24 protein-coding genes are annotated in these 22012 nt (G+C 53.8%); 21 read left to right on the top strand and 3 right to left on the bottom strand.

What is annotated here, in order from left to right:
- Positions 1–197 precede the first annotated feature (197 nt).
- Both GTU67_RS02820 and rpe read right to left on the bottom strand, forming a co-directional pair.
- Positions 198–890 (bottom strand): phosphoglycolate phosphatase, encoded by a 693-nt coding sequence (locus tag GTU67_RS02820; RefSeq protein ID WP_185779015.1) that lies wholly within the window; start codon positions 888–890, stop codon positions 198–200.
- The gene (rpe, locus tag GTU67_RS02815; protein ID WP_185778664.1) at positions 884–1582 is read right to left on the bottom strand and encodes a ribulose-phosphate 3-epimerase; all 699 of its coding nucleotides are present in this window, start codon (positions 1580–1582) and stop codon (positions 884–886) included. The genes GTU67_RS02820 and rpe overlap by 7 nt, the downstream gene beginning before the upstream one ends.
- A gap of 80 nt (positions 1583–1662) precedes the next feature.
- Between rpe and apaG the strand changes: the two genes are divergently transcribed.
- Genes apaG through GTU67_RS02795 form a run of 4 tightly spaced genes read left to right on the top strand, consistent with a single transcriptional unit; the run spans position 1663 to position 5312 of the window.
- Complete coding sequence (apaG, locus tag GTU67_RS02810) at positions 1663–2037, top strand: Co2+/Mg2+ efflux protein ApaG (protein ID WP_093971021.1); 375 nt, start codon at positions 1663–1665, stop codon at positions 2035–2037.
- Between the two features lie 38 nt (positions 2038–2075).
- Positions 2076–3359 carry a murein transglycosylase A gene (mltA, locus tag GTU67_RS02805; protein ID WP_185778663.1) on the top strand — a complete coding sequence of 428 codons (1284 nt, stop codon included), beginning with the start codon at positions 2076–2078 and terminating at the stop codon, positions 3357–3359.
- Positions 3356–4522 (top strand): FAD-dependent monooxygenase, encoded by a 1167-nt coding sequence (locus tag GTU67_RS02800; RefSeq protein ID WP_185779014.1) that lies wholly within the window; start codon positions 3356–3358, stop codon positions 4520–4522. The genes mltA and GTU67_RS02800 overlap by 4 nt, the downstream gene beginning before the upstream one ends.
- Before the next feature lie 37 nt (positions 4523–4559).
- The gene (locus GTU67_RS02795; protein ID WP_185778662.1) at positions 4560–5312 is read left to right on the top strand and encodes a DsbC family protein; all 753 of its coding nucleotides are present in this window, start codon (positions 4560–4562) and stop codon (positions 5310–5312) included.
- Here GTU67_RS02795 and GTU67_RS02790 read toward each other — a convergent pair.
- Positions 5309–6256: a LysR family transcriptional regulator gene (locus GTU67_RS02790; RefSeq protein ID WP_185778661.1), complete on the bottom strand. Its 948-nt coding sequence runs from the start codon at positions 6254–6256 to the stop codon at positions 5309–5311. The genes GTU67_RS02795 and GTU67_RS02790 overlap by 4 nt on opposite strands.
- 107 nt (positions 6257–6363) lie before the next feature.
- Between GTU67_RS02790 and GTU67_RS02785 the strand changes: the two genes are divergently transcribed.
- The 17 genes from GTU67_RS02785 to pgaB all read left to right on the top strand — a co-directional run bounded on the left by GTU67_RS02785 (position 6364) and on the right by pgaB (position 21486).
- Entirely contained in the window at positions 6364–7350 is a 987-nt protein-coding gene (locus GTU67_RS02785) for a 2Fe-2S iron-sulfur cluster-binding protein (RefSeq protein ID WP_185778660.1), read from the top strand.
- A gap of 27 nt (positions 7351–7377) precedes the next feature.
- Positions 7378–8640 carry a Rieske 2Fe-2S domain-containing protein gene (locus GTU67_RS02780; protein ID WP_013397091.1) on the top strand — a complete coding sequence of 421 codons (1263 nt, stop codon included), beginning with the start codon at positions 7378–7380 and terminating at the stop codon, positions 8638–8640.
- 2 nt (positions 8641–8642) lie between these two features.
- The gene (locus tag GTU67_RS02775; protein WP_108565252.1) at positions 8643–9116 is read left to right on the top strand and encodes an aromatic-ring-hydroxylating dioxygenase subunit beta; all 474 of its coding nucleotides are present in this window, start codon (positions 8643–8645) and stop codon (positions 9114–9116) included.
- Between the two features lie 7 nt (positions 9117–9123).
- Entirely contained in the window at positions 9124–9438 is a 315-nt protein-coding gene (locus GTU67_RS02770) for a non-heme iron oxygenase ferredoxin subunit (RefSeq protein ID WP_011255166.1), read from the top strand.
- Positions 9439–9497: 59 nt separating this feature from the next.
- Positions 9498–10412, top strand: a complete 915-nt coding sequence (locus tag GTU67_RS02765; protein WP_013397089.1) for a branched-chain amino acid ABC transporter permease — start codon at positions 9498–9500, stop codon at positions 10410–10412.
- A 2-nt stretch (positions 10413–10414) separates the two neighbouring features.
- On the top strand, positions 10415–11413 hold the full coding sequence (locus GTU67_RS02760) for a branched-chain amino acid ABC transporter permease (RefSeq protein ID WP_011255164.1): 999 nt from the start codon (positions 10415–10417) through the stop codon (positions 11411–11413).
- Positions 11410–12165, top strand: coding sequence for an ABC transporter ATP-binding protein (locus GTU67_RS02755; RefSeq protein WP_013397088.1), 756 nt, complete (start codon positions 11410–11412; stop codon positions 12163–12165). Before GTU67_RS02760 ends, GTU67_RS02755 begins: the two co-directional genes overlap by 4 nt.
- Positions 12166–12173: 8 nt before the next feature.
- Positions 12174–12893, top strand: a complete 720-nt coding sequence (locus GTU67_RS02750; RefSeq protein ID WP_108565248.1) for an ABC transporter ATP-binding protein — start codon at positions 12174–12176, stop codon at positions 12891–12893.
- Positions 12894–12931: 38 nt separating this feature from the next.
- Complete coding sequence (locus GTU67_RS02745; RefSeq protein WP_011255160.1) at positions 12932–13840, top strand: LysR family transcriptional regulator; 909 nt, start codon at positions 12932–12934, stop codon at positions 13838–13840.
- 312 nt (positions 13841–14152) lie between these two features.
- Entirely contained in the window at positions 14153–15145 is a 993-nt protein-coding gene (locus tag GTU67_RS02740) for an ABC transporter substrate-binding protein (protein ID WP_011489361.1), read from the top strand.
- 236 nt (positions 15146–15381) lie between these two features.
- Positions 15382–16284 carry an NAD(P)-dependent oxidoreductase gene (locus tag GTU67_RS02735; RefSeq protein ID WP_011489362.1) on the top strand — a complete coding sequence of 301 codons (903 nt, stop codon included), beginning with the start codon at positions 15382–15384 and terminating at the stop codon, positions 16282–16284.
- A 14-nt stretch (positions 16285–16298) separates the two neighbouring features.
- Positions 16299–16613, top strand: a complete 315-nt coding sequence (locus GTU67_RS02730) for an NIPSNAP family protein (RefSeq protein WP_011489363.1) — start codon at positions 16299–16301, stop codon at positions 16611–16613.
- Positions 16614–16625: 12 nt separating this feature from the next.
- A complete protein-coding gene (locus GTU67_RS02725) occupies positions 16626–17555 on the top strand; it encodes a VOC family protein (RefSeq protein ID WP_011255156.1) in 930 nt (309 codons plus the stop codon).
- A 1-nt stretch (position 17556) separates the two neighbouring features.
- Complete coding sequence (locus tag GTU67_RS02720; RefSeq protein ID WP_011255155.1) at positions 17557–17937, top strand: YciI family protein; 381 nt, start codon at positions 17557–17559, stop codon at positions 17935–17937.
- Between the two features lie 12 nt (positions 17938–17949).
- The gene (locus GTU67_RS02715) at positions 17950–18894 is read left to right on the top strand and encodes a fumarylacetoacetate hydrolase family protein (protein WP_185778659.1); all 945 of its coding nucleotides are present in this window, start codon (positions 17950–17952) and stop codon (positions 18892–18894) included.
- A 22-nt stretch (positions 18895–18916) separates the two neighbouring features.
- Positions 18917–20089: an ABC transporter substrate-binding protein gene (locus GTU67_RS02710; RefSeq protein WP_185778658.1), complete on the top strand. Its 1173-nt coding sequence runs from the start codon at positions 18917–18919 to the stop codon at positions 20087–20089.
- A gap of 236 nt (positions 20090–20325) precedes the next feature.
- A complete protein-coding gene (gene pgaB, locus GTU67_RS02705) occupies positions 20326–21486 on the top strand; it encodes a poly-beta-1,6-N-acetyl-D-glucosamine N-deacetylase PgaB (protein ID WP_185778657.1) in 1161 nt (386 codons plus the stop codon).
- The last annotated feature ends 526 nt before the right edge of the window (positions 21487–22012 follow it).

Genomic DNA, 22012 nt, shown 5'->3' with positions numbered 1-22012 from the left:
GCGCCGGGACCCTTAACGAAAAAGCCCGGCTACGCAGAGCGTTCCGGGCTGGATTCAGTTGGCTGGTGGTACAAAAACAGCAGGTTTTTGTACCAGGAGACGATTGACCGTTACCCGGAACACGAACGCCACCAGCGCCAATAGGCGCCGGGTGTTGTGATGCGGATAGCGGTAAAGGTCATGAAATTTAGCTGAAATTATTCGGTAAAGACGTTTGCCGCGCTGCCGGTAATGCGGGCCGCCGCGACGTCAATCGAGGCAACTATACCATCGACTTTCAGGTTTTGCACGTCTTGCCCTTCGTTGTAACCGTAGGGGACGGCAAATACCGACATGCCGGCCGCTTGTGCGGCCAGCGCGTCGTTGGCCGAGTCGCCGATTAAAATGGCCTGCCCGGGGTCGACGTCCAGCAGTTTGCAGGCGTGTAATAGCGGCATGGGGTGCGGCTTTTTTTCGGTGCAGGTGTCGCCGCACACAACGTGCTCAAAAAAGCCGCTTAACCCGCAGGCCTGCAAAAGCGGGTGGGTGAATTCGGCCGGTTTGTTTGTCACTACCGCCATGGCAACGCCGGCGTCGCGCAACTGCGTCAAACCGTCGACCACACCTTCGTAAACCGCCGACTTGGTGCCGTTGACGACGTGATAATGCTGTTTGAACAAAGCCAGGCCCTGCGCGACGGTCTCTTCTGTCAGGGGGGCTTCGAAGCCTGATGACAGCGCGCGCCTGACCAGGTTTTCGGCGCCTTTGCCGACATAGGTGGCAATAACGTCGAGCGGCAGGGGCGGTAAACCCATTTCGGTACGCATGGCGTTGGTGGCGTCGGCCAGGTCAGGTATGGAGTTGACGAGGGTGCCGTCAAGGTCAAGAAGTACAGCTGTGTATGTCATGATGCTTGCTGCTCGCCCCGTGCGATTTCGCGCCGCATGTCGTCAATAACCTTCCGGTAGTCGGGCTGACCAAAAATGGCCGAGCCGGCAACAAATGTATCGGCGCCGGCAGCACGGATCTCGGCGATATTGTTGACTTTCACGCCGCCGTCGACTTCCAGCAAAATGGCCTGGCCGCCGTCGCGCTGCCAGTCATCGATTTTCTCGCGGGCCTGTTTAAGCTTGAGCAGTGTGTTCGGGATAAAGCTTTGCCCGCCAAAACCGGGGTTGACCGACATCAGCAGCACAATATCCAGCTTGTCCATGACGTAATCCATCCATTGCAGCGGGGTGGCCGGGTTGAAGACCAGGCCGGCCTTGCAACCATGGTCGCGGATCAGCGACAAGGTGCGGTCGGGGTGCCGTGAGGCTTCGGGGTGAAACGTAATAACGTCGGCGCCTGCTTTTGCAAATTGCGGGATAATGTCGTCCACCGGTTCAACCATCAGGTGTACGTCGATGAGGGCCTTGGTGTGCGGGCGTATCGCTTCGCAAACCATCGGCCCGATGGTCAGGTTGGGAACATAATGGTTGTCCATGACGTCAAAATGAATCCAGTCGGCGCCGGCGTCGATAACATTGCGCACTTCTTCGCCCAGGCGGGCAAAGTCAGCCGACAACAGGCTGGGTGCAATTCGGGTGTTAGATGTAGACATAATCAGTGAACCTGTGGGTGGGCCGGACATCTTCCGGTTTATACATGACATTATTGCAGGTGAGTGCCATTGGAATCTTTATGAAGCCTTACGACCTGAGCATTACCGTAACTCCGCAGTACCTTCCCGAACAGTCTGACCCGGACAAACAGCACTTTGTGTTTGCCTACACCGTGCGCATCACCAATAATGGCGAACATGCCGCACAGGTTATCAGCCGCCATTGGGTAATTACCGATGGCCGGCAAAACGTGCAAGAGGTCAGAGGCCTGGGCGTTGTGGGCCAGCAGCCGCTGCTGGCGCCGGGCGAAACCTTCGAATACACCAGCGGGTGCCCCTTGCCAACGCCGTTCGGCACCATGAAAGGCGCCTATCATTGTGTCGGCGATAATGGGATTCCCTTCGAGGCTGAAATCCCCGAATTTGTGCTGGCGATGCCGCGCACCTTGCATTGAAATTGTACCGGGCTTGTGTCTTTGCTTTCTGCCGACTCATGAAAAAACGTCTTCTTCCCTTGCTGCTGGTTCTGCTGGCGGCCTGTACCAGTGTCCCGCCCGAAGCGCCTGTTTCAGCGCCAGGCGCCGAGCCTGCCCCCGATATCGCCGAGCGCCCGCTGCGGGTGCCTGACTTATCCGTTCTGCGCGAAACCGCCGTTCGGCCGCTGTCCGGCAAGTTTCAGGCCGTGGGGTGGGGGGCCTTGCCTGGCTGGAGCGAGGATGATCTTGCCGCGGTCTGGAAGGGGCTGGTCAACAACTGTAAAGGCCTGATGCGGCCGGTCTCTGGTTCGCTGGCTTTGCCGGCGCGCGCCGCACCCCGTGCCTGGCAGCCAGTGTGCTTGCAGGTCGAGCGTGCCGGTGTGCCCGAAAACAGCCAGCCAGGCGCACAATGGGTGCGCGAATTTTTGCAAACCTATTTACAGCCCTGGCGTCTGCTTGATGGTGACGGGAAGCTGGCGCGCAATACCGTGACGGGTTACTACGAGCCTTTGATCAGGGCGTCGCGCACGCGGGGTGGCGATTATCAATGGCCGCTGTATGCCGCACCCGACGACCTGCTTACCATTGACCTGGGCTCGGTTTACCCCGAACTGGCCGGCAAACGGGTGCGCGGCAAACTCGAGGGCAAGCGGGTGGTGCCCTACGATACCCGCGCCCAGATAGCCAGCGCCGAAAAGCAGCCGCCTGTCATCGTATGGGCCAATGACCCGGTCGAAGCGTTTTTCCTGCAAATCCAGGGCTCGGGCCGTGCCCTGCTGCCCAATGGTGAAACCATTCGTTTAGCCTATGCCGACCATAACGGCCGCCCCTATGCCTCTATTGGCAGGTGGCTGGCCGATCAGGGCGAAATGCCGCTGGCGCAAACGTCTATGCAAAACATAAAAGCTTGGGCAAAGCGCAACCCGGGCCGCATTCAAGAAATGCTCAACGCCAATACCGCTATGGTGTTCTTTCGTGAAGAGCGCATCTCCGACGCCGAGCTTGGGCCCAAGGGGGCTTACGGTATCCCGCTTATTGGCGAACGCGCAGTTGCCATTGACCCGACCTTCGTTCCGCTGGGCAGCCTTGTTTATCTGGCAACAACATACCCGGCTTCGCAACAGCCGTTACGTCGTCTGGTGTTTGCACAAGATACTGGCGCGGCTATCAAGGGCGCAGCCCGAACGGATTTTTATTGGGGCTTTGGTGACGAGGCTGGCGCGCGCGCGGGTCGTATGAAGCAATCCGGCGAAATGTGGGTGCTGTGGCCCAAGCAGGCCGGCGCGCCTTCAGCACGATGAGCGACCCGGTTGTTGTCTGCGGTGCCGGAATCGTCGGCCTGTCTGCGGCGTTGGGCTTGTCCCGGGCTGGCATCGATACGGTGCTTGTCGCGCCGAAGCAGCCCTTGCCATCCAAGGCGCCCGGGGTGTATTGCCCGCGCGTGTATGCCTTGTCTCCGGCTAGTCAGCGGTTTTTGGCCGAGCAGGGGGTCTGGGACATGCTCGACCAGCAGCGGATTACCCCGGTGGAGTCCATGCAAATTTATGGCGATGCCAGTGGCCAGGTAAGCTTGAACGCTTGGCAGGCTGCGCATCACGAACTGGCCTGGATTATCGAATCTGATGAGCTCGAACGTGTGTTGCGCCAGGCAGTTCAGCTTTTCCGCGTGAATTGGCTCGATGATCGCTTTCAGGGCTTTGATCAAGGCGGTGTGTCGCTGGCTTCGGGCAAGTCCCTGCCTGCGGCGCTTGTCATCGGCGCCGAGGGGGCGCAGTCTGTTGTCCGCAGTGCTGCGGGCATTGCCCACCATTCCAAACCCTATGGGTATGCCGGCGTAGTCACGCATTTGCATACCCAAAGGCCCCATCAGGGCACGGCATTTCAGTGGTTTACCGCCGACGGCATCATTGCCTTTTTGCCCATGCCCGATACGGCCGACGGGCATCAGGTGTCTTTGGTGTGGTCTATGCCTCAAGACCAGGCCGACGTCCTGATGGCGCTCGACGCCCCGGCCAGGGCCGAGTGGCTTGCGTCGCGTCTCACGGGGTTGGCCGGGGACTGTTTCGGGGCGGTTTCCGTCCGCAGCCCTGTTCATGCGTTTCCGCTGTTTTGCGAGCATAGCGATATGGTGGCTCCTGGCGTTGCGCTTGTGGGCGACGCAGCACATCGCGTTCATCCGCTGGCCGGTCAGGGGCTAAACCTGGGGTTGGGCGATGTGCAGGAACTCTTGCGCGTGCTTGTGTCTAAAGAGTCGTACCGTTCGCCAGGCGATTTGCGCGTGTTGTCGCGTTACCGGCGGTCGCGGGCCGAACCTGTTCTGGCCATGCGCGCCGTCACCGACGGCCTGCACCGCCTGTTTGCGGTCCAGGCGCCGCCTGTTGTCATGGCACGTAACCTGGGCATGCAACTGGTCGATCGCTTGCCCTGGGTCAAGCGGCGGCTTATCCAAGGGGCATCGCGCTAGCTCGCGGTTACGTCCCGGTTCAATTTCTGGAGCTCATATGTTGTCTGTTGTTCGGCGTTACCTGGCGCCTGTATGTTTTGTTTTGTCGGGCGTTCTGTCTTTTGGCGCGCATGCGCAGTCTGTGCCTGGCGCCGGGGTAGCCGATGTTAAAGGCCGGTTCGAAACCCGTTTCCCCGGGATCGAAATCACCGCAGTACGAGAAACTCCTTTCCCTGGTCTTTTCGAAGTCCAGGTGGGCATGGATTTGCTGTACAGCGATGCCGATGTGTCATACGTAATGCAGGGTTCGCTCATCGATGCCGTATCGCGGGTTGATCTGACGTCGAAACGGCTGGCCGATTTAAGTCAGGTGCCTTTTGACGAGCTACCGTTTCATCTGGCGATCAAGCAGGTCAAAGGCAATGGCGAGCGCGTGCTTGTCGCCTTCGAGGACCCCAATTGTGGCTATTGCAAGCGTTTGCATCAAACCCTGGCCGAGGTCGACAACATCACGGTGTACACGTTGCTATACCCCATTTTGTCGCCTGACTCGCACGACAAGTCGCGCAATATCTGGTGTGCCCCCGACCGCGTTGCAGCCTGGCGCGACTGGATGCTTGAAGGCGTTGTTCCGCCCGACGCCCAGTGCGAAACCCCTGTGCAAGATATTTTGGCGCTTGGGCGACAAATGACGATTCGCGGTACCCCCGCCCTGTTCTTTGCCGACGGGTCGCGGGTCAACGGTGCAATGCCGCTCGAAGCGCTGGTCGAGAAGCTCGACAGCGTTACCGAAGCCCTGGCGCGTCGTTAGGGCGTCTCCGGCGCCACCCGCCCTTCGGGGGCGCCTTGAACGGCTTCCGAGAACAAATTGAAGATGATTTTGCGCATCCACTGATTGCCTGGCTCTTTATGGAACTTGGCATGCCAGAACAGGTTGATACCGATTCTGGGCAAAGGGATGGGGTGGTCGACGTAGGTCAGATTGAAGGGTTTGGCGTAGTGCAGGGCGTAAAGCTCGGGTACGGTGGCGATAAGGTTGGTGTTGCTAAGGATATGGCCCACGGCGACAAAGTGCGGCACCAGCAGTTTGACAGTACGTTTGCTCTCCGAGCTATCGATGATTTCATCCAGCTTGGCGTGACCGGTGCCGGCCGAAACCACTTGCACATGCTCACTGTCGAAATATTGTTTGCTGCTTACTGCCGTGCCTGCGTAAGGGTGTTCGGCCCGCATCAGGCATACGTAGCGTTGCATGAACAGACGTTGCTGGAAAAAGCCGGTTTTTAGCTGCGGCAACAGCCCAATCGCCAGGTCGACATGCCCGGCTTCCATTTCGGTGCTCAGGCTGTCATGCGTATTGCGTACTGTGCTAATCGTTACGCCCGGTGCTGTGTGGCTTAGCAAATCCATCAAGCGCGGCAACAGCGTAATTTCGCCCAGGTCGGTCATTGCAATGACAAACTTTCGACGGCTGGCCAGGGGGTCAAACGAGGCGCGTTGGTTCAGGGTGTCGTGCAGCGTGCTAAGCGCATAAGTAATGGGCTCGGCTAATTGCGCCGCATAGGGGGTGGGTTCCATGCCCTTCGAGGTTCGTATGAACAGTTCGTCACCGGTCAGGCTGCGAAGGCGTCGAAGCGCGTTGCTGACGGCGGGTTGGCTAAGGCTCATTTTCTCGGCGGCAGCCGATACGCTGCCTTCAGTCAGCAGGTAGTTAAAAACGACCAGCAGGTTTAGATCTATGTCTTTCAAGTCCATTATTCATATCACTTATAGCCCTTATTCATCACATTCTATAGGTTAATGAGGCCTCCTTCTATATACTCGATCCCCTGTGCAAACCTATAAAAACTATCAGACGAATCATGAAGTTACATATCCAGCCGCTGGGGCAGACGTTATCGGTCGATTCAGGGGCTAACCTTCTGGAAGCCTTGCGCGCCGCCGAGGTCCCTATTTCATACAGTTGTATGGCGGGTCGTTGTGGCACATGCCGTTGTAAAGTAATTAAGGGTCAGGTCCTCGAGTCGGGCCGCGAGGCAACGCTCACCAATCCACACGCCGACGACTATGTCCTGGCCTGTATGAGTGCAATTACCGAGTCTTGCACCATCGAAATCCCCGAGCCCGATGAGGTGGTCAACCACCCGGCTCGCATCATCAAGGCAACGGTCGTTGCCATCGAACAGGCCACCCACGACATCCGACGTATCGTGTTAAAGCCGGCCAAGCCGTTGGCATATTCGCCGGGCCAGTACGTCTCAATTCAATTTACGCCAGACCATATCCGCCCTTATTCGATGGCTGGTCTGCATACCGATGATCTCCTCGAGTTTCACGTCCGCGTTGTACCCGATGGGCGGGTCAGCGGCTATGTCGATCAAGCCTTGAAACCAGGCGATGCCGTCCGCGTTACAGGGCCATTGGGCACCGCCTATTTGCGTCGCAAGCACGAGGGCCCTATGTTGTGCATTGCGGGTGGTACGGGATTGGCGCCTGTGTTGTCCATCGTGCGTGGCGCCCTCGAAAGCGGTATGACCAATCCCATCCACGTCTATTTCGGGGTTCGCTCGCAAACAGATACGTACTGCACCGATGTGCTGGCCCAGTTGCAGGCGCGGTATTCAAACCTGAAAGTCAGTGTGGTGGTCGCCGTAGGGGCTGCCGCACAAGGTCAACGTACTGGGTTGGTGACTGACGTGGTCGACGCCGATTGGTCGTCACTCGAAGGGTTTCGGGTTTATTTATGCGGTTCGCCACCCATGGTGAATGCCGCAACATTATTGGTGACGCGAAAAGGGGTAGCCCCTGAGCATGTTTATGCCGACGCGTTTTACGCCAGCGCCAGCTAACTGGCGCCGATTAGCAAGGAGAGGATGATGAGTACTATTCCAGAGGTATTTCCTCGTGACCCCAAGTGGGAAGGTGAAGGCAGTAGCCGTATCCCGTTTTGGGCCTACACCGACAAAGACATCTATAAACAAGAGCTTGAGCGCTTGTTTTATAACAATCACTGGTGTTATGTAGGCCTTGAAGCCGAAGTTCCCAACCCGGGCGACTTCAAGCGTACGCTTATTGGCGAACGTTCCGTCATCATGACGCGTGACGCCGAGGGCGGTATTAACGTGATCGAAAACGTCTGTGCGCACCGGGGCATGCAGTTTTGCCGCAAGCGTAACGGCAATGCCAAAGAACTGGTTTGCCCTTATCACCAATGGAACTACAGCCTGAAAGGCGACCTGCAGGGCGTACCCTTTTTGCGCGGTGTAAAAAAAGACGGTCAAGTCCAGGGCGGTATGCCGAAAGACTTCAAGACCAAAGACCACAATTTGAACAAGTTGAAGGTGGCTACCCGCGGTGGTGTGGTCTTTGCCTCTTTTGATCACGACGTCGAGTCCTTCGAGGACTACCTGGGCCCAGAGATCCTGAAGTATTTCGACCGCCTGTTCAATGGTCGCAAGCTGCACATCCTGGGCTACAACCGTCAGCGTATTCCGGGTAACTGGAAGCTGATGCAAGAGAACATCAAAGACCCTTATCACCCGGGGTTGTTGCATACCTGGTTCGTTACATACGGCTTGTGGCGTGCCGACAATAAGTCGGCGTTGCGCATGGACGATCGTCACCGTCACGCTGCCATGATTTCCACACGCGGTAATGCCGGTGCAAAAAACGAGGTCACGCAAGGTGTTACTTCGTTTAAAGAAAGCATGCAGGTGCAAGACAAACGTTTGCTCGACATCGTGCACGAAGACTGGTGGGGCGAGCCTACTGCCGTCATGATGACGATTTTCCCCAGCGTGATCTTCCAGCAGCAGGTCAACAGTGTTTCAACGCGTCATATTCAACCTAACGACGAGGGTTCGTTTGATTTTGTCTGGACGCACTTTGGTTTTGAAGACGATACGCCCGAAATGACACAGCGTCGCCTGGTGCAGGCCAACTTGTTCGGCCCCGCGGGTTTCGTATCGGCCGACGACGGCGAGGTCATTGAGTTCTCGCAAATGGGCTTCGAGCAAAAGCCCTACCACCGCGCGGTGGCCGAGTTGGGTGGCTACGACGTTGAAAACACCGAGCACATGGTGACCGAAACTTTGATCCGCGGCATGTACGAGTACTGGCGCAAACAGATGGAGATTTGAGCATGATTGACGTTCAAACCTATATGGACCTGAACAAGTTGTACGCGGATTACGCCTCGGTGATCGATGCCGAGAAGTGGGACGAGTGGGCTGAGTTCTTTGAAGAGGATTGTGAATATAAAGTGCAGCCGCGCGAAAACCACGAGCGTGGCTACCCGTTGGCCACGATGTGGTTCATCAGTAAAAACATGCTTAAAGACCGTGCTTATGGCATTGTCGAAACCCTGTTTCACGACCCCTACTACCAGCGCCACGTTGTGGGCGCGCCTCGTATTCTCAGCTTCGAAAACGGCGTAATCGAATCCGAAGCCAACTATGCGGTGTTCCGCACCAAGCTCGATGGCGAGTCCACAGTGTTTAACGTGGGTCGCTACCTGGATCGTATTGTTGTCACAGACAAGGGGCTAAAGTTCAAGTCGCGCGCTTGTATCTACGACTCCGAAATGATCCCCAACTCAATTATTTATCCCATTTGAGGTTCTTATGACGCAATGGATTGATGTACTGGCGGCCGATGCCGTCCCGGAAGATGATGTGGTCGGTGTCGATGCCGGCGGCCGTGAAATCGCCATTTATGGTGTCGAGGGTGCCGTTTACGCGACTGACAATATCTGTAGTCATGGCCATGCGCGCTTGTGCGATGGCTTTCTGGAAGACTTCGAAATCGAATGCCCTTTGCATCAGGGGCGTTTCGATGTGCGTAATGGCAAAGCCATGTGCGAGCCTCTTACCGAAGATATCCGTTCATATCCGGTCAAAATCGAAAACGGCCGTGTGTGGGTTGAGCTTGCCGACTAAATAAACAGAAACGACATGGCGGTCACCATAAAAAATCATGACCGACCAGGGGGAGACATATGACAACACTGGTATTTTCCCAGCTGTTGAATGGGCTGCAATACGGCGTCCTGCTGTTTTTGCTGGCCGCCGGGCTGACGCTGGTGTTCGGCATCATGAGCTTCGTGAACCTTGCTCACGGGTCGCTCTATATGCTGGGCGCCTACTTTGCGGCACTCACATTCAAAAATACCGACTCCCTGACGCTGGCTTTTTTTGCGGCCATTTTCGGCAGCATTGCCGTAGGCGTTATTCTTGAGCGCCTGGCTGTATCAAGGCTTTACTCGCGAGACCACCTCGACCATGTGCTGGTGACTTTCGGCATGGTGCTCTTCTTCAACGAGATGGTGCAAATTCTCTGGGGCACACAACCGTATTTCTTGCCTGTCCCTGCGTGGCTCGATAGTACGGTCAGTATTTTCGGCATAAATTACCCCGCTTATCGCTTTGCCATTATCGTGGTTGGGCTTTTGGTGGCGGTAGGCGCTCACGCGGTTATTAACAAAACTCGTCTGGGTATGCTGATACGAGCCGGTTCTGTTAACCCCAAAATGGTTGGCGCTCTTGGCGTCAACATTAAGTTTCTGAACGCCTTGTTGTTTGGTTTGGGGGCGGCATTGGCGGGGCTGGCTGGCGTAATGGCCAGTCCAATCCTGTCGATTCAGTCCGGCATGGGCGATCCGGTACTTATCACGACGCTTGTCGTCATCGTTATTGGGGGTATTGGTTCGGTTAGCGGTGCTTTTTACGCCGCATTAATCGTCGGTGTTGTCGACACGCTCGGCCGTGCATTCTTACCCATGATTTTGCGCGAATTCATGGCGCGAGACATTGCCAATGCTGCAGGGCCCGCAATCGCCTCAATGCTTATTTATGTCCTGATGGCGGTTGTGCTTGCGCTTCGCCCACAAGGACTGTTCGGCGCCCGGAGATAACGATGACGCAAACAACACCATTCAAGTTAAGTACGCTGGTTCCCGTCGCAATTATTCTTTTGTTGGCGCTGGTGCCTTTTTGGGGTTATTTCACCGACAGCACTTTTTACGTCGCGTTCTATGCGCGTGTGCTTATTTACGCCATCGCAGTGGTTGCGCTAAACATCGCCTTAGGGTTTGGCGGGTTGGTCAGCCTTGGTCACGCGTTGTTTATGGGTATCGGTGCATACAGCGTCGCCATACCGTCGTTCTACGGCATTGACAGTGGCTGGGTGCATCTGTTCATTTGCCTTCTGGTCAGCGGTCTGTTGGGTTACATCACCGGCGCGATCAGTCTGCGCACTACAGGCATCGGGTTCATCATGATCACGCTGGCGTTTGCTCAGATGGGGTACTTCCTGTTTGTCAGTCTTAAGCAGTACGGGGGCGACGACGGCACAAGCATTGCCAATACCAGCAAAATGCTTGGGCTCGATTTTGGCGGTGTCTATACCGTTTACGGTGTGGCGTTTGTGCTGCTGGTGCTGTCAACCTGGTGGACGGCAAAGCTGCGTGTCTCGCCTTTTGGCATGGTCTTGCGTGGCGCACGCCAAAACATCCGTCGTGTTAACGCTATCGGTTTCCAGGCGCAGCAATATTTGTTGGTGTCTTACGTGCTGTCGGCAATGCTGTGCTCGGTGGCGGGGTTCTTGCTGGCCAATCTCAATGCCTTCGCGTCACCCACCACCTTATCCTGGATTATTTCAGGCGATCTGGTGGTTATGCTGGTACTGGGCGGCATTGGTACCGTATTTGGCCCGTTGTTAGGGGCACTTGCGTTCTTGGGTCTCGAAGAAGTGCTGAAAATGTTTACAACGCATTGGTTGGCCGTGTTTGGTCTGGCCATTGTTGTGATTGGCCTGGTGGGTAAGGCCGGTATCGTCGGTTTTCTCGACGCCATGGCGCTGCGTATCGGCAACCAGGGCAAGCGTGGTCCGCAGCCTGAAGGAGAGCGGGTATGAGCAAGCCGGCATTGCAAACGCAGGCGCTTATTAAGCGTTATGGTGGGCTTTTGGTCACCGACTCGGTGTCCATCGATGTCCGTGAAGGCGAGCTGCACGCCATTATTGGCCCGAACGGCGCAGGCAAAACAACACTAATCAACCAGCTGTCCGGAGAACTTTGGTCGGATGCGGGCGATGTTGTGTATGCGGGTCAGAAAATCACTGCATTACCTATTTACGATCGGGCTCGCCGAGGGGTGTTGCGTTCGTATCAGATCACCTCCATTTTCGAAGAGTTCACAGTGCTCGAGAACACGGTGCTCGCTGCCATGGGCGCTAAGTCCCACGCGTACTACTTTTGGCGTCCTATGTTGGGCCGGGCAGATCTCGTCAAAGCTGCCCGTCATGCGCTCGAGATCACCCGGCTGTCGCATCGGACCGATGTATTGGCAGCCGAGCTGGCTTATGGCGAACGTCGTCAATTGGAGCTAGCCATGGCTTTGGCGGCTAAGCCGCGGGTGTTGCTGCTTGACGAGCCGATGGCCGGTATGAGCCCGCAAGAGTCGACAAGTGTTATTGAGTTACTTAAGTCACTGAAGGGCTCGCATTCCATTTTGCTAATCGAGCATGACATGGAAGCCGTCTTTGCCTTGGCAGATCGGATTACGGTGTTAGTGTATGGCAAGGTGCTGTGCACCGGCACGCCCGACGAGATTCGTAACAATCCGGAAGTCAAAACGGTCTATTTGGGCGACGAGCACATCGGCTAGGAGAAAATATGTCTGCATTACTGCAAGTTAACGACATCCACGCCGCTTATGGCCGTGCCCAAGCGCTATTCGGGGTGTCTTTTGAAGTGCGCCAGGGCGAGGTTGTCACGCTGTTGGGGCGAAATGGCATGGGCCGCTCTACGGCCATCAAGTGTATTTTTGGGCTATTGCCTGTTAGTAAAGGGCAAATACAGTTTGTCGGGCAAGCAACCCACGCACTGCCGTCATACAGCATTGCCCGTCTAGGGTTGGGGCTTGTCCCTGAAGGTCGTCAGGTGTTCCCCAATTTAACGGTCGAGGAAAACCTTGTCGCCACCGCACGTCCGCCGGTTAGCGGTGGGCAAGGGGTCGCGCCCTGGACGCTTGATCGCGTTTATCAGTTCTTTCCCCGTCTGAAAGAGCGGCGCACGAACTTCGGTGGTCAGTTATCGGGTGGCGAGCAGCAAATGCTGGCCATTGGTCGTGCGCTGATGACAAACCCGCGTTTGCTGGTGCTTGACGAAGCCACCGAGGGCCTGGCGCCCCTGATTCGCGCTGAAATCTGGGCCGCATTAACGGCCCTTAAGGCCGAGGGCATGTCGCAAATTGTGGTCGACAAGAACGTCGGGGCATTGCTTGGGTTTGCTGATCGCCATTATGTGCTTGAAAAGGGGCAAGTTGTGTGGTCGGGCACTTCAGGCGATTTAAGAAATGATCCGAAGGTAGTCAGCCAGTACTTGGGAGTTTGAGTGATGTAAGTTGTTGAGCTAAAAGGGTACAGCGTGTGATGAAAGACTTGAACTTACTATACGTCTTTGAGGCGATGTGGAGGGATCGCTCGGTTACTCTTGCCGCCGAAAGCCTGGGCTTGACTCAAGCGGCAGTTAGCAGTGCATTGAAGCGATTGCGTAATGAGCATGGGGATAAGTTGTTTACACAGGTAGGGCGACGCATGGAGCCTACGCCTTATGCGGTAAACGCAGCTCAGCCATTATTGACAGCGCTTGCAATGATACGTACCACTGCTAATGCGCATGTGCCCTTTTGTCCAGAGACTGCTCGTCGGCAGTTCACAATTAGAACGCGTGATATTGGCGAAGTAGTCTACTTTCCGAGAATTCTGCAGAAAATCGCTCTCCTTGCGCCAGGTGTTCGACTAAGGACAACGTTTTTACCGATAGATGAAACCGTCACTGGCCTTGCTAGTGGTCGCATAGATTTGGCGCTCGGTTTTTTGCCTTCGCTGGAAACCGCTATTCATCGTCGGGTGCTTTTTGAGCAACACTACGTTTGCGTGATGAGTGCCTGCCATCCTTTAGCAAACGAAGAGTTAACCTACGACTTGTTTCGTGCTCAAAACCATTTATTGGTTGAATACTCTGGCAGTGGGCATTTGGTGATTGAGCGTGCGTTGGTTGAGGCCGGGGCCCGCAATAACATTAAGCTTCGATTGCCCCAGTATTTGTCTGCGCCGCACTTTATAGTTTCGTCCGACCTGGTATGGTGCGCGCCTGCGGTACTGGCGGAGACATTATCAAATCATTACGATTTGGTCATCAAGCCAGTCCCGCTATCGTTGCCGCCATTCGAAATCGCGCTTTATTGGCATGATCGTTTCCATCGAGACCCTGCTAATCAGTGGCTGAGGGAATTAATAGCGAGTACTTATGGCGCTAGCCTTGTTGTGGACGGCTAGTCTACATAAAAGCTGTTAGTTGTTCGAGACGCCGTATTTTTCGTTGGCTTCGAATGTGGGAACTTGGGTCATAACAGTGTGCTTACGCGGATATTGAATGTTTGCGGACCTAAAAATAGGGGAAATCGCACCTTGTGATTCGCTCTTACCTCTGTGCGGACATAGAATTTCATTCTGGTAACGTATAAATCGCCTTTATAAGAAACTATTAGCTTAGGCGTCTTTGTTCGTACTCTGCGGCTGGTCATACTATTTGCGCGATTAGTCAAAATCGCATGACTTAGATCAAAACGCAAATTAAGGAGACAACAAATGCGCAGCTTCGCTCGGATGTTGGCAGGTCTTATTTTAAGCGGGGGAGTGCTCTCTTGCGGGGTTGCCTCAGCAGAAAAAGCACTCGAGGTTATTGTCTTTCCCGGAGGCTTCAATTGGCCCATCTGGGTGGCTCAAAACAAGGGATACTTCCAACAGCAAGGCGTTTCAGTCAACGTTACGCCAACGCCCAGTTCCTCGTACCAGCTCAGTAACTTAATTGACGGGAAATATGATATCGCCATGACTGCCATCGATAACTTGATAGCTTATCGAGAGGGGCAAGGTGAAGTCGACAAAGTAGGGACAGATCTTGTGGCCGTCATGGGTGCTGACCGCGGTTTTCTTAAGCTTGTTACGGTGCCTGAGGTCAAAACAGTCTCAGACTTGAAGGGGAGAACGTTATCCGTTGACGCTCGCAATACAGGGTATGCGCTTGTACTCTTTGAGCTGCTGGATCGGGCAGGGCTGAGAGAGCCCGATTTTCAAGTGGAGAGAGCTGGCGGTGTAATGCAGCGTTTCAAAGACTTAATGGATAAGAAGCATGCGGGCACTATGCTGATATCCCCTTTTGAGGTCCAGCCACTTGCTAATGGCTATAACGTTTTGGCGACAGCCTCTCAAGCTCTTGGAAGTTATCAAGGCTTAGTTGCGGGTACTCGGTTAAGTTGGGCTGAGGATAATCGCGAGAAATTGGTGGGTTACATTCGAGCTTATATAAATGGCGTAGAGTGGCTATACGACCCTGCCAACAAAGAAGAGGCAATCACGATTTATCAGTCCAACATGCGTAACGCTGACAAGCAGTCGGCTGAAACCGCCTATCGGATATTGCTGGACCCTGAGACAGGTATGCAGCGCAAGGCTCAGATTGAGATGGACGGCGTTGCTCAGGTATTGAGTTTACGTAGCAAGTGGGGCCGACCTCAAAAGACGCTAACTGATCCCAGCAAGTACTACGACAATCGTTTTTATCAATTGGCGACTCAGTAGCTAGATTTTGCAGGTTCGCATTATTTAAGCTACCTATTGTTACGTATCTTTATTGAGATGGCCCAGCGTATCGGCGATTAACGCTGGGTCATTGTCGAACTTATAAGCATTTGACGCCCTCTTGTTACTCTAAAGCATAAGTCCTGTTAATACTTAACAATCAACGTCTGCGTATGGCTTGATGCGTTAAGACTGCATAAAATGAAAAAATAAGACTATTAAAGTAGGTCGGAGACATGGCACAAGAAATATCCGGGGTAGTGGGCATCATTGGCATCGGACAATTGGGCTCAGCAATTGCAAGCAATTTACTCGATATGGGCTATCGAGTCGTTGGGTATAGGAGAAATCGCAACGAAGCGCAGGCTTTTGTGGATGCCGGCGGCGAGCTGGTCGACACCCCGTCTCTGGTGGTACAGCAGGCAGACTTCATTTTTCTGTGTCTTCCGAATGAGTCCGCTTCAAATGCTGTCCTAGAGGGCGTCGGCGGCATTTTGCCCCTTTTGAAAGATGGGAAAACGGTAGTGGAAGTTGGAACCTATCGTAAGAGCTTCAAATTGATGCAGGCTGAAAAAATTCAAGCAACGGGGGCTAATATTCTTGAGGCGGAGCTGAGCGGTTCACCATCGTTGGTTTTAGCACGCAAAGCGTGCTTTTATGTCGGCGGTACCGATTCGGTTTATGAAAAGTGTGAGCCCTTGCTGCAAGCCATCACTGATAACCGTTTCTTTTTGGGCGCCTTCGGAACCGCGGTCTCTATGAAGTTGATTGCGAATTATTTAGTTACTGTGAATACGTTGGCTGCGGCCGAGGCAATGAACTTAGGTACTCGCGCAGGGTTTTCGCCAGACCTGCTGGCGCGGGTTTTGTCGGTAGGGGCAGGTGCATCCGCAATGATGAGCGTGCGTGCGCCAATTATGGCTAGCCGCAAGTTCGAGCCGGCCCCAGGTTCGTTTATCACCCTTGAAAAATATCTCGATCTTGGGCAAGAGCTCGTGTCAGAGCTGGGTTGTTCTGCGCCTTTATATGCTGCTGCGGTTCCGTATTTCAGGCGTGCTATTGAACAAGGTTTACAAAACGAGGATATCGCTGCAGTAATTAAGTTGCTCGAGGCCGAGTCTCAAGGCGACAAAATTTAGGAACGGAGGGATTCATGCTTGTTGAACAACGTACATATTGGTTGAAGCCAGGGTCAGTTTCGACATTTCTGAGTTTATATGAAGCAGAGGGCCTTGCTATCCAGGCAGGGGCGCTTGGAAGGCTGTTGGGTTATTACTTTTCCGAGACCGGCGATTTGAACCGTGTGATTCAGTTGTGGGGTTTTGATTCGTTTGAGGATCGTACGCGTCGTAAGGCGATACTTTCTGGCAATCCGCAATGGAAGAGTTTTGTCGGCAGAGCGGGCTCAATGATAGAGCGCCAATCGACAGAGCTATTAACTCCCGCACCATTTTCACCCGTCAGCTAAAGGTAGTCTTTTATGATTCGTTCACTTTTGCATGTTGGTATTCTCGTCCCCGACTTAGAGGTTGGGAGGGCGTTCTATGAATTGTTTGGCTTGGAAGCGCGGGCGGTGGGTAACGATTTGGTGTTTCGTTGCCCAGGGCGAGACCAAGACCAAATTCGATTAATTCAAGGCGCTAAAAAAAGGTTGGCCTATGTTTCTTTGGGCACGAACGGTCCAGGTATGGCGACATTAATGTCTCGCCTTAATGCGGCAGGAGTCGCGTTAAGTAGTAACCCACCGTTTGATGTTGGATTAGACGGAGTTTGGTTTCAAGACCCGCACGGGGACTGGCTTAATGTTCGGGTTGCCGAGCCGGCACCTTGCGTTAGTCCGCTGCCCCCTGAAATTAATGCGCATGGGCGCTATCGTCGCATTGGTGAGCGTGCTTGCGACGTCTCTACCCGAAGTAAAAAGGCAGTGCCTTTACGGTTAGGCCATCTAATTAAGTTCAGTCCCGACGTTGACAGGTCAGTTGACTTCTACACCCAGCTATTGGGAATGAAGGTGTCTGATCGGGCGTTCGACATTTTGGCGTTTTTGCGCGGGGCGGCTGGCGGAGATCATCACATGATTGCATTCGCAAAAAGCTCGCATACCGGCTTGCATCATATGAGTTTCGAAGTCTCGGATCTTGATCAGATAGAAATAGGCGCGCAGACGTTGTTACGCGCTGGATACAAAGACGGTTTTGGCCTTGGGCGTCACATAGGTGGGTCGAACTACTTCCATTACATTCGAGATCCTTGGGGAAGTTTGGTTGAGTACTTTTGGGATATTGACGTGATTCCCGAAGATGACAGCGGTTGGGTTCCTTTGAACGTGGGACCTGAGGAAATCACTGCGGTATGGGCTGCTATGCCCCCGCCTGATGATTTCGTACTTAACTTCGAGGAGCCTGATTGATATGGAAGTCTCCGAGGGCGCTCAAAGACTGTTGGCCCAGATGCTGAATAAGTCGTTTTATGTGGTTATTCGTACTCCGGCCGATTTGTCAAAATTTCAAGGGCTTCTAGAGGCTCATCTGCAGTGGGCAATTAGCGCTGAGAAACGCGGAGAGCTATTCGCGTCAGGGCCTTTTGTTTCCGAGCAGGCCGGTGTGCCGGGGGCTGCGGGAGGGATGTCAATTATCAGGGCCTCGACCCTGGAGGCTGCTCATCAAATTTTGTCCGAGGACCCTTTCATTAAAAATGGGGTTTACATACCCGAGATCAAGAAGTGGCTACTAATGGAGGGCGGGATGACCGTGACCATGCGCTTCTCTGACCAAGCACACATCCTACGATAAGGCGGTACTCAAATGAAATATCAGGTGTTCACTTACTGTGGACCCGGGGGCTTGTTGCGCCCAGGAATCAGGGTTCTCGATACGCATTACGACCTTCAAGGGCTGGTTTTGCATGGCAATGCAAGTTGGTCGATGGTAGACGACTTATTGTTAGACTGGGGCTCGGCCCATGAGCGCCTGAGTGCATTAGCCGAGGCAATCGCCTGTGATGCAGATATGTTTTCCGATCATGTTTTGGATGGCGCAGTGCGGTTTTCGGCACCTTTGACTCGTTGTGGTGTTATTTATGCCGCTGGCGCAAATTATCGCGACCATGTCGAGGCAATGGCCCAGGCTATGGGTATGACGCTTGTTCTTGACCCTAAAAAAGAGGGGGTTCCTCCTTGGCATTTTATTAAATCAGGCCAATCTGTGTTGTCGGCGCATCAAGAAGGGGTTGAGTTTCCTGCCCATTCCAAAATGTTGGATTGGGAGGCCGAGTTGGCCGTGGTAATTGGTCGTCGGGCGTCCCGCGTCTCAGTGTCTGAGGCGCTGAGTTACGTCGCCGGATACACATGTGCCAATGATCTGTCTGCTCGGGACAATCTAAAGCGTGAAGGGGTAGATGTTAGCTCCCCTTTTCGTTTTGATTGGATTGGCCATAAGTGTTTTCGCGGCGCTTGCCCTCTGGGGCCATACCTTACTCCAGCTGAATTCGTTACCTCGCCTGAGGACTTGAGTATCAAACTATGGCTGAACGGTGAGCTGAAACAAAACTCTAGCACGTCGAATCATCTCTATTCCGTTGCTGATCAGATTAGCTATTTAAGTCAACGGCTGGATTTGTTGCCTGGCGATGTCATTCTGACGGGGACCCCTGCCGGAGTGGGTATGGAGAAAGGCGTATTTCTCAAGCCTGGGGATGTAATGCGAGTTCAGATCGAGGGCTTGGGTGAACTCGAAACTACGTTGGTTTAGACAGACAATAAAGGAGACAGTAATGAAGGCAATGTTCAAAAAGGCAGTATTGTGCACGGCTATATTGGGGGCAGGGCTTGGGGTCGCCCACGCTGAGGTCAAGGTGGGCTTTCTGGGCACGTTATCGGGCCCTTCAGCTGCAAATGGACGAGATCAGTTGGATGGCTTTCGTTTGGCATTAGAGCAACTTGGGGGCAAGTTGGGCGGCGTGGACGCACAACTGGTCGTTGAAGACGATCAGATGAAACCCGACGCTGCCTTGACGGGTGCGACTAGATTGCTTGAGCGCGAAAAAGTCGATGTTGTCGTGGGCTTGACGTTTACGCATGTGCTGATGGCATTGCAGGCAAAAATTGCGGCGACAGACGTGCCGTTTATCGGTACGATTTCAGGACCTTCACCGACGGCCGGAGCGCAATGCAAACCTAATCTTTTCATTATGTCTTGGCAAAGCGATGCACCTGCACAAGCAATGGGCAGGTACATGCAAGACAAAGGTGTTAAAACGGTAACAACTTTAACTCCTAATTTTGTGGGCGGAAAGGATAAGGTCAGTGGGCTCAAGAGTACTTACAAGGGGGAAATCCTGGATGAAATCTATACCCCTCTTACACAGTTAGATTTTTCAGCTGAGTTGACTCAAATCTCTTTAAATAAGCCTGATGGGATTTTCGTTTTTTATCCGGGCGGACTTGGTGTGACTTTCATACGCCAGTACAAACAAGCAGGCCTCACGGGCAGTTTGCCGCTTTACACGTCAAATACGATCGAGGGCGAGGACGCCGACGTAATGGGCGACGCAGTGATTGGTGCCGTGTTGGCAGACACTTGGACGCCTGGGATGCCGAATGAGGTTTCGAAGAATTTCGTGAAGGCCTATCGGGAAAAATACAATAGGACGCCATCCGGCTACGCCGCATTCAGTTATGACGCAATGATGAAACTGAATGCGGCTGTTTCCCAGCTCAAGGGGGACGTGTCGGATAAAAAGGCATTGTCAGCAGCCATCAAGACGGCAGACTTCACCTCAGTCCGAGGGAACTTTGGCTTCGCGAACAATAACTATCCAGTTCAGGACTATCACGTATTCGAAATGGTTAAGGGAAGTGACGGTAGGCCCGATTGGAAGCTGATTAAAGAGAAAGTATTAGAGCAGCATGTTGACTCTTATGCCGCGCAATGCCCGATGAGTTGATCGCTCAAAGATTGGTGGGCGTTTTAGCATGACGCAGATGTGATTGTCGGGCATGGGTTATTCATAATTTGGGTAGCCGTCATGTCCGATTTTTCGTTGACTGGATTTTCGTCATCTTTACCATGGGAGCATGGGCCGAAGCATTTACGTATCGCAGTGCCCTATGAAATAAGGCGTATGGCATAAGGTTTTGTCTTGTGCTGAACTGACAGCCCTGGTGTCTATCGGGGCTTGTCATGCTTTCAAGACGTGCGGTGTTGTTGTCGGGTGCGCTGCTAACTTTATGGCCGGGTTGGCCCCCTGTGCTGCGGGCCCGGCAGGCTTGCGATTGCAAACGCGTCGTACACATCGATCTAGACTACCTATACGACAGCGATGCATCTCAGGTTGGGCGTAACCTCGAGGTCCTGGTCGCTCGGGTGGCGTCCATAGGGGCTAATACTGTCTTCTTGCAGGCGTTTGCGGACCCATTAGGCGATGGGCTGATCCGTCAGCTGTACTTCCCTAATCGTCACTTGCCGATTCGGGCCGATCTCTTCGGTAGCGTGGCCACACGGTTGCGTAATCAGTTGGGCGTGGCGGTATATGCCTGGATGCCGGTCCTGGGATATGCGCTCGACGCGACTTTCGAGCGCGTGGTGCGTGTCGACGCTAAGTCGCTGACTCATCCGCCCATGACCGATCCGAATCAGTATTTACGGTTATCGCCGTTTAGCAAACGTGTGCGCGAGACTGTTAGTGAAATCTACGAAGACCTTGCCAGGTCGTCTGACTTTGACGGCGTTCTGTTTCACGACGACGCGCTATTAAGTGACTATGAAGACGTGAGTGAGTCGGCATTGGCTGCTTATGCGCAGGCTGGCTTGCCCTCAACTGTTCAGGAACTACGCTCCGATCTCGCTATGTTGCAGCGTTGGACGCGCTACAAGAGCAAAGCCATAAATGATTTCACGCTCCAGTTGTCAGGCTGCGTACAAACGGTAAAAGGTCGCCCCATCAAGACGGCGCGCAATATATATGCGCTACCCGTGCTTTCGCCCGAAAGCGAAACGTGGTTTGCGCAAAACCTTGATGCCTTCCTGGTTATTTATGATTGGACGGCAGTGATGGCCATGCCCTTAATGGAAGGTGTTCGCCCGGAGGCCTCCGAGGCGTGGCTGGAACGGCTGGTTGATAAAGTAGCCGAAAAACAAAATGGCCTTGCGCGCACTATCTTCGAGTTGCAGGCACGCGATTGGTCTTTGCCTGGGCAGCCCCATATAGAAGAGCAAATGCTCGCGTCCTGGATAACAACGCTTTATAAGCGGGGGGCGCGTCATTTCGGCTATTACCCCGACGATTTTATTCGTGGCCGCCCCAATGTGCAGGTTATCGCGCCGTTGATGCGCCACGAATAAAACTAATTATTTCGCCTTCGACTTGCACACATTAAAATAACCGTGCTATAGTTCGCCTCCTTTGCAGCACAGCCGGTTCGGGTTTACCCGAATAGGTGGTGAGGCAAAGGGCGAGGCAAGAACTTTTTTTAGCCGCGCAGTTGGGGCCCAGGTTTAGGGTTTTGGCTGTGGGGGTTGGCCTGAATAAGGCAGGTTGTTCAAGTCGTGGTGGTAGTTTTAAGAAGTGGTTTAAAAACTTTTTAAAATAAACTGCAAAACGATTTGACAGCGATAAAAAAAGGGTTCATAATCTCGTTTCTTCGCTGATCGAACGGATCAACGAGGCGCAGCAAGACGAAGCGCTTGCGGGGCGGTAGGGTTTAAATTCTAACGCGCCGATGTGGCAAACGTGTTGCAGCAAACACCGCTCTTTAACAATTAAACAACCGATAAGTGTGGGCACTTTGAAGGTAGCCGCTTTGGCCAACACCCTTCTCACGAAGGGGCTAAAGTAATACTACATAAGTGCTTACACAGAAATAAGTCA

The sequence above is a fragment of the Pusillimonas minor genome (assembly GCF_014237865.1).
GTDB lineage: Bacteria > Pseudomonadota > Gammaproteobacteria > Burkholderiales > Burkholderiaceae_B > Neopusillimonas > Neopusillimonas minor.
The sequence above is the reverse complement of the archived record's forward strand: the minus strand, read 5'-3'. Positions and strand labels throughout refer to the sequence as shown.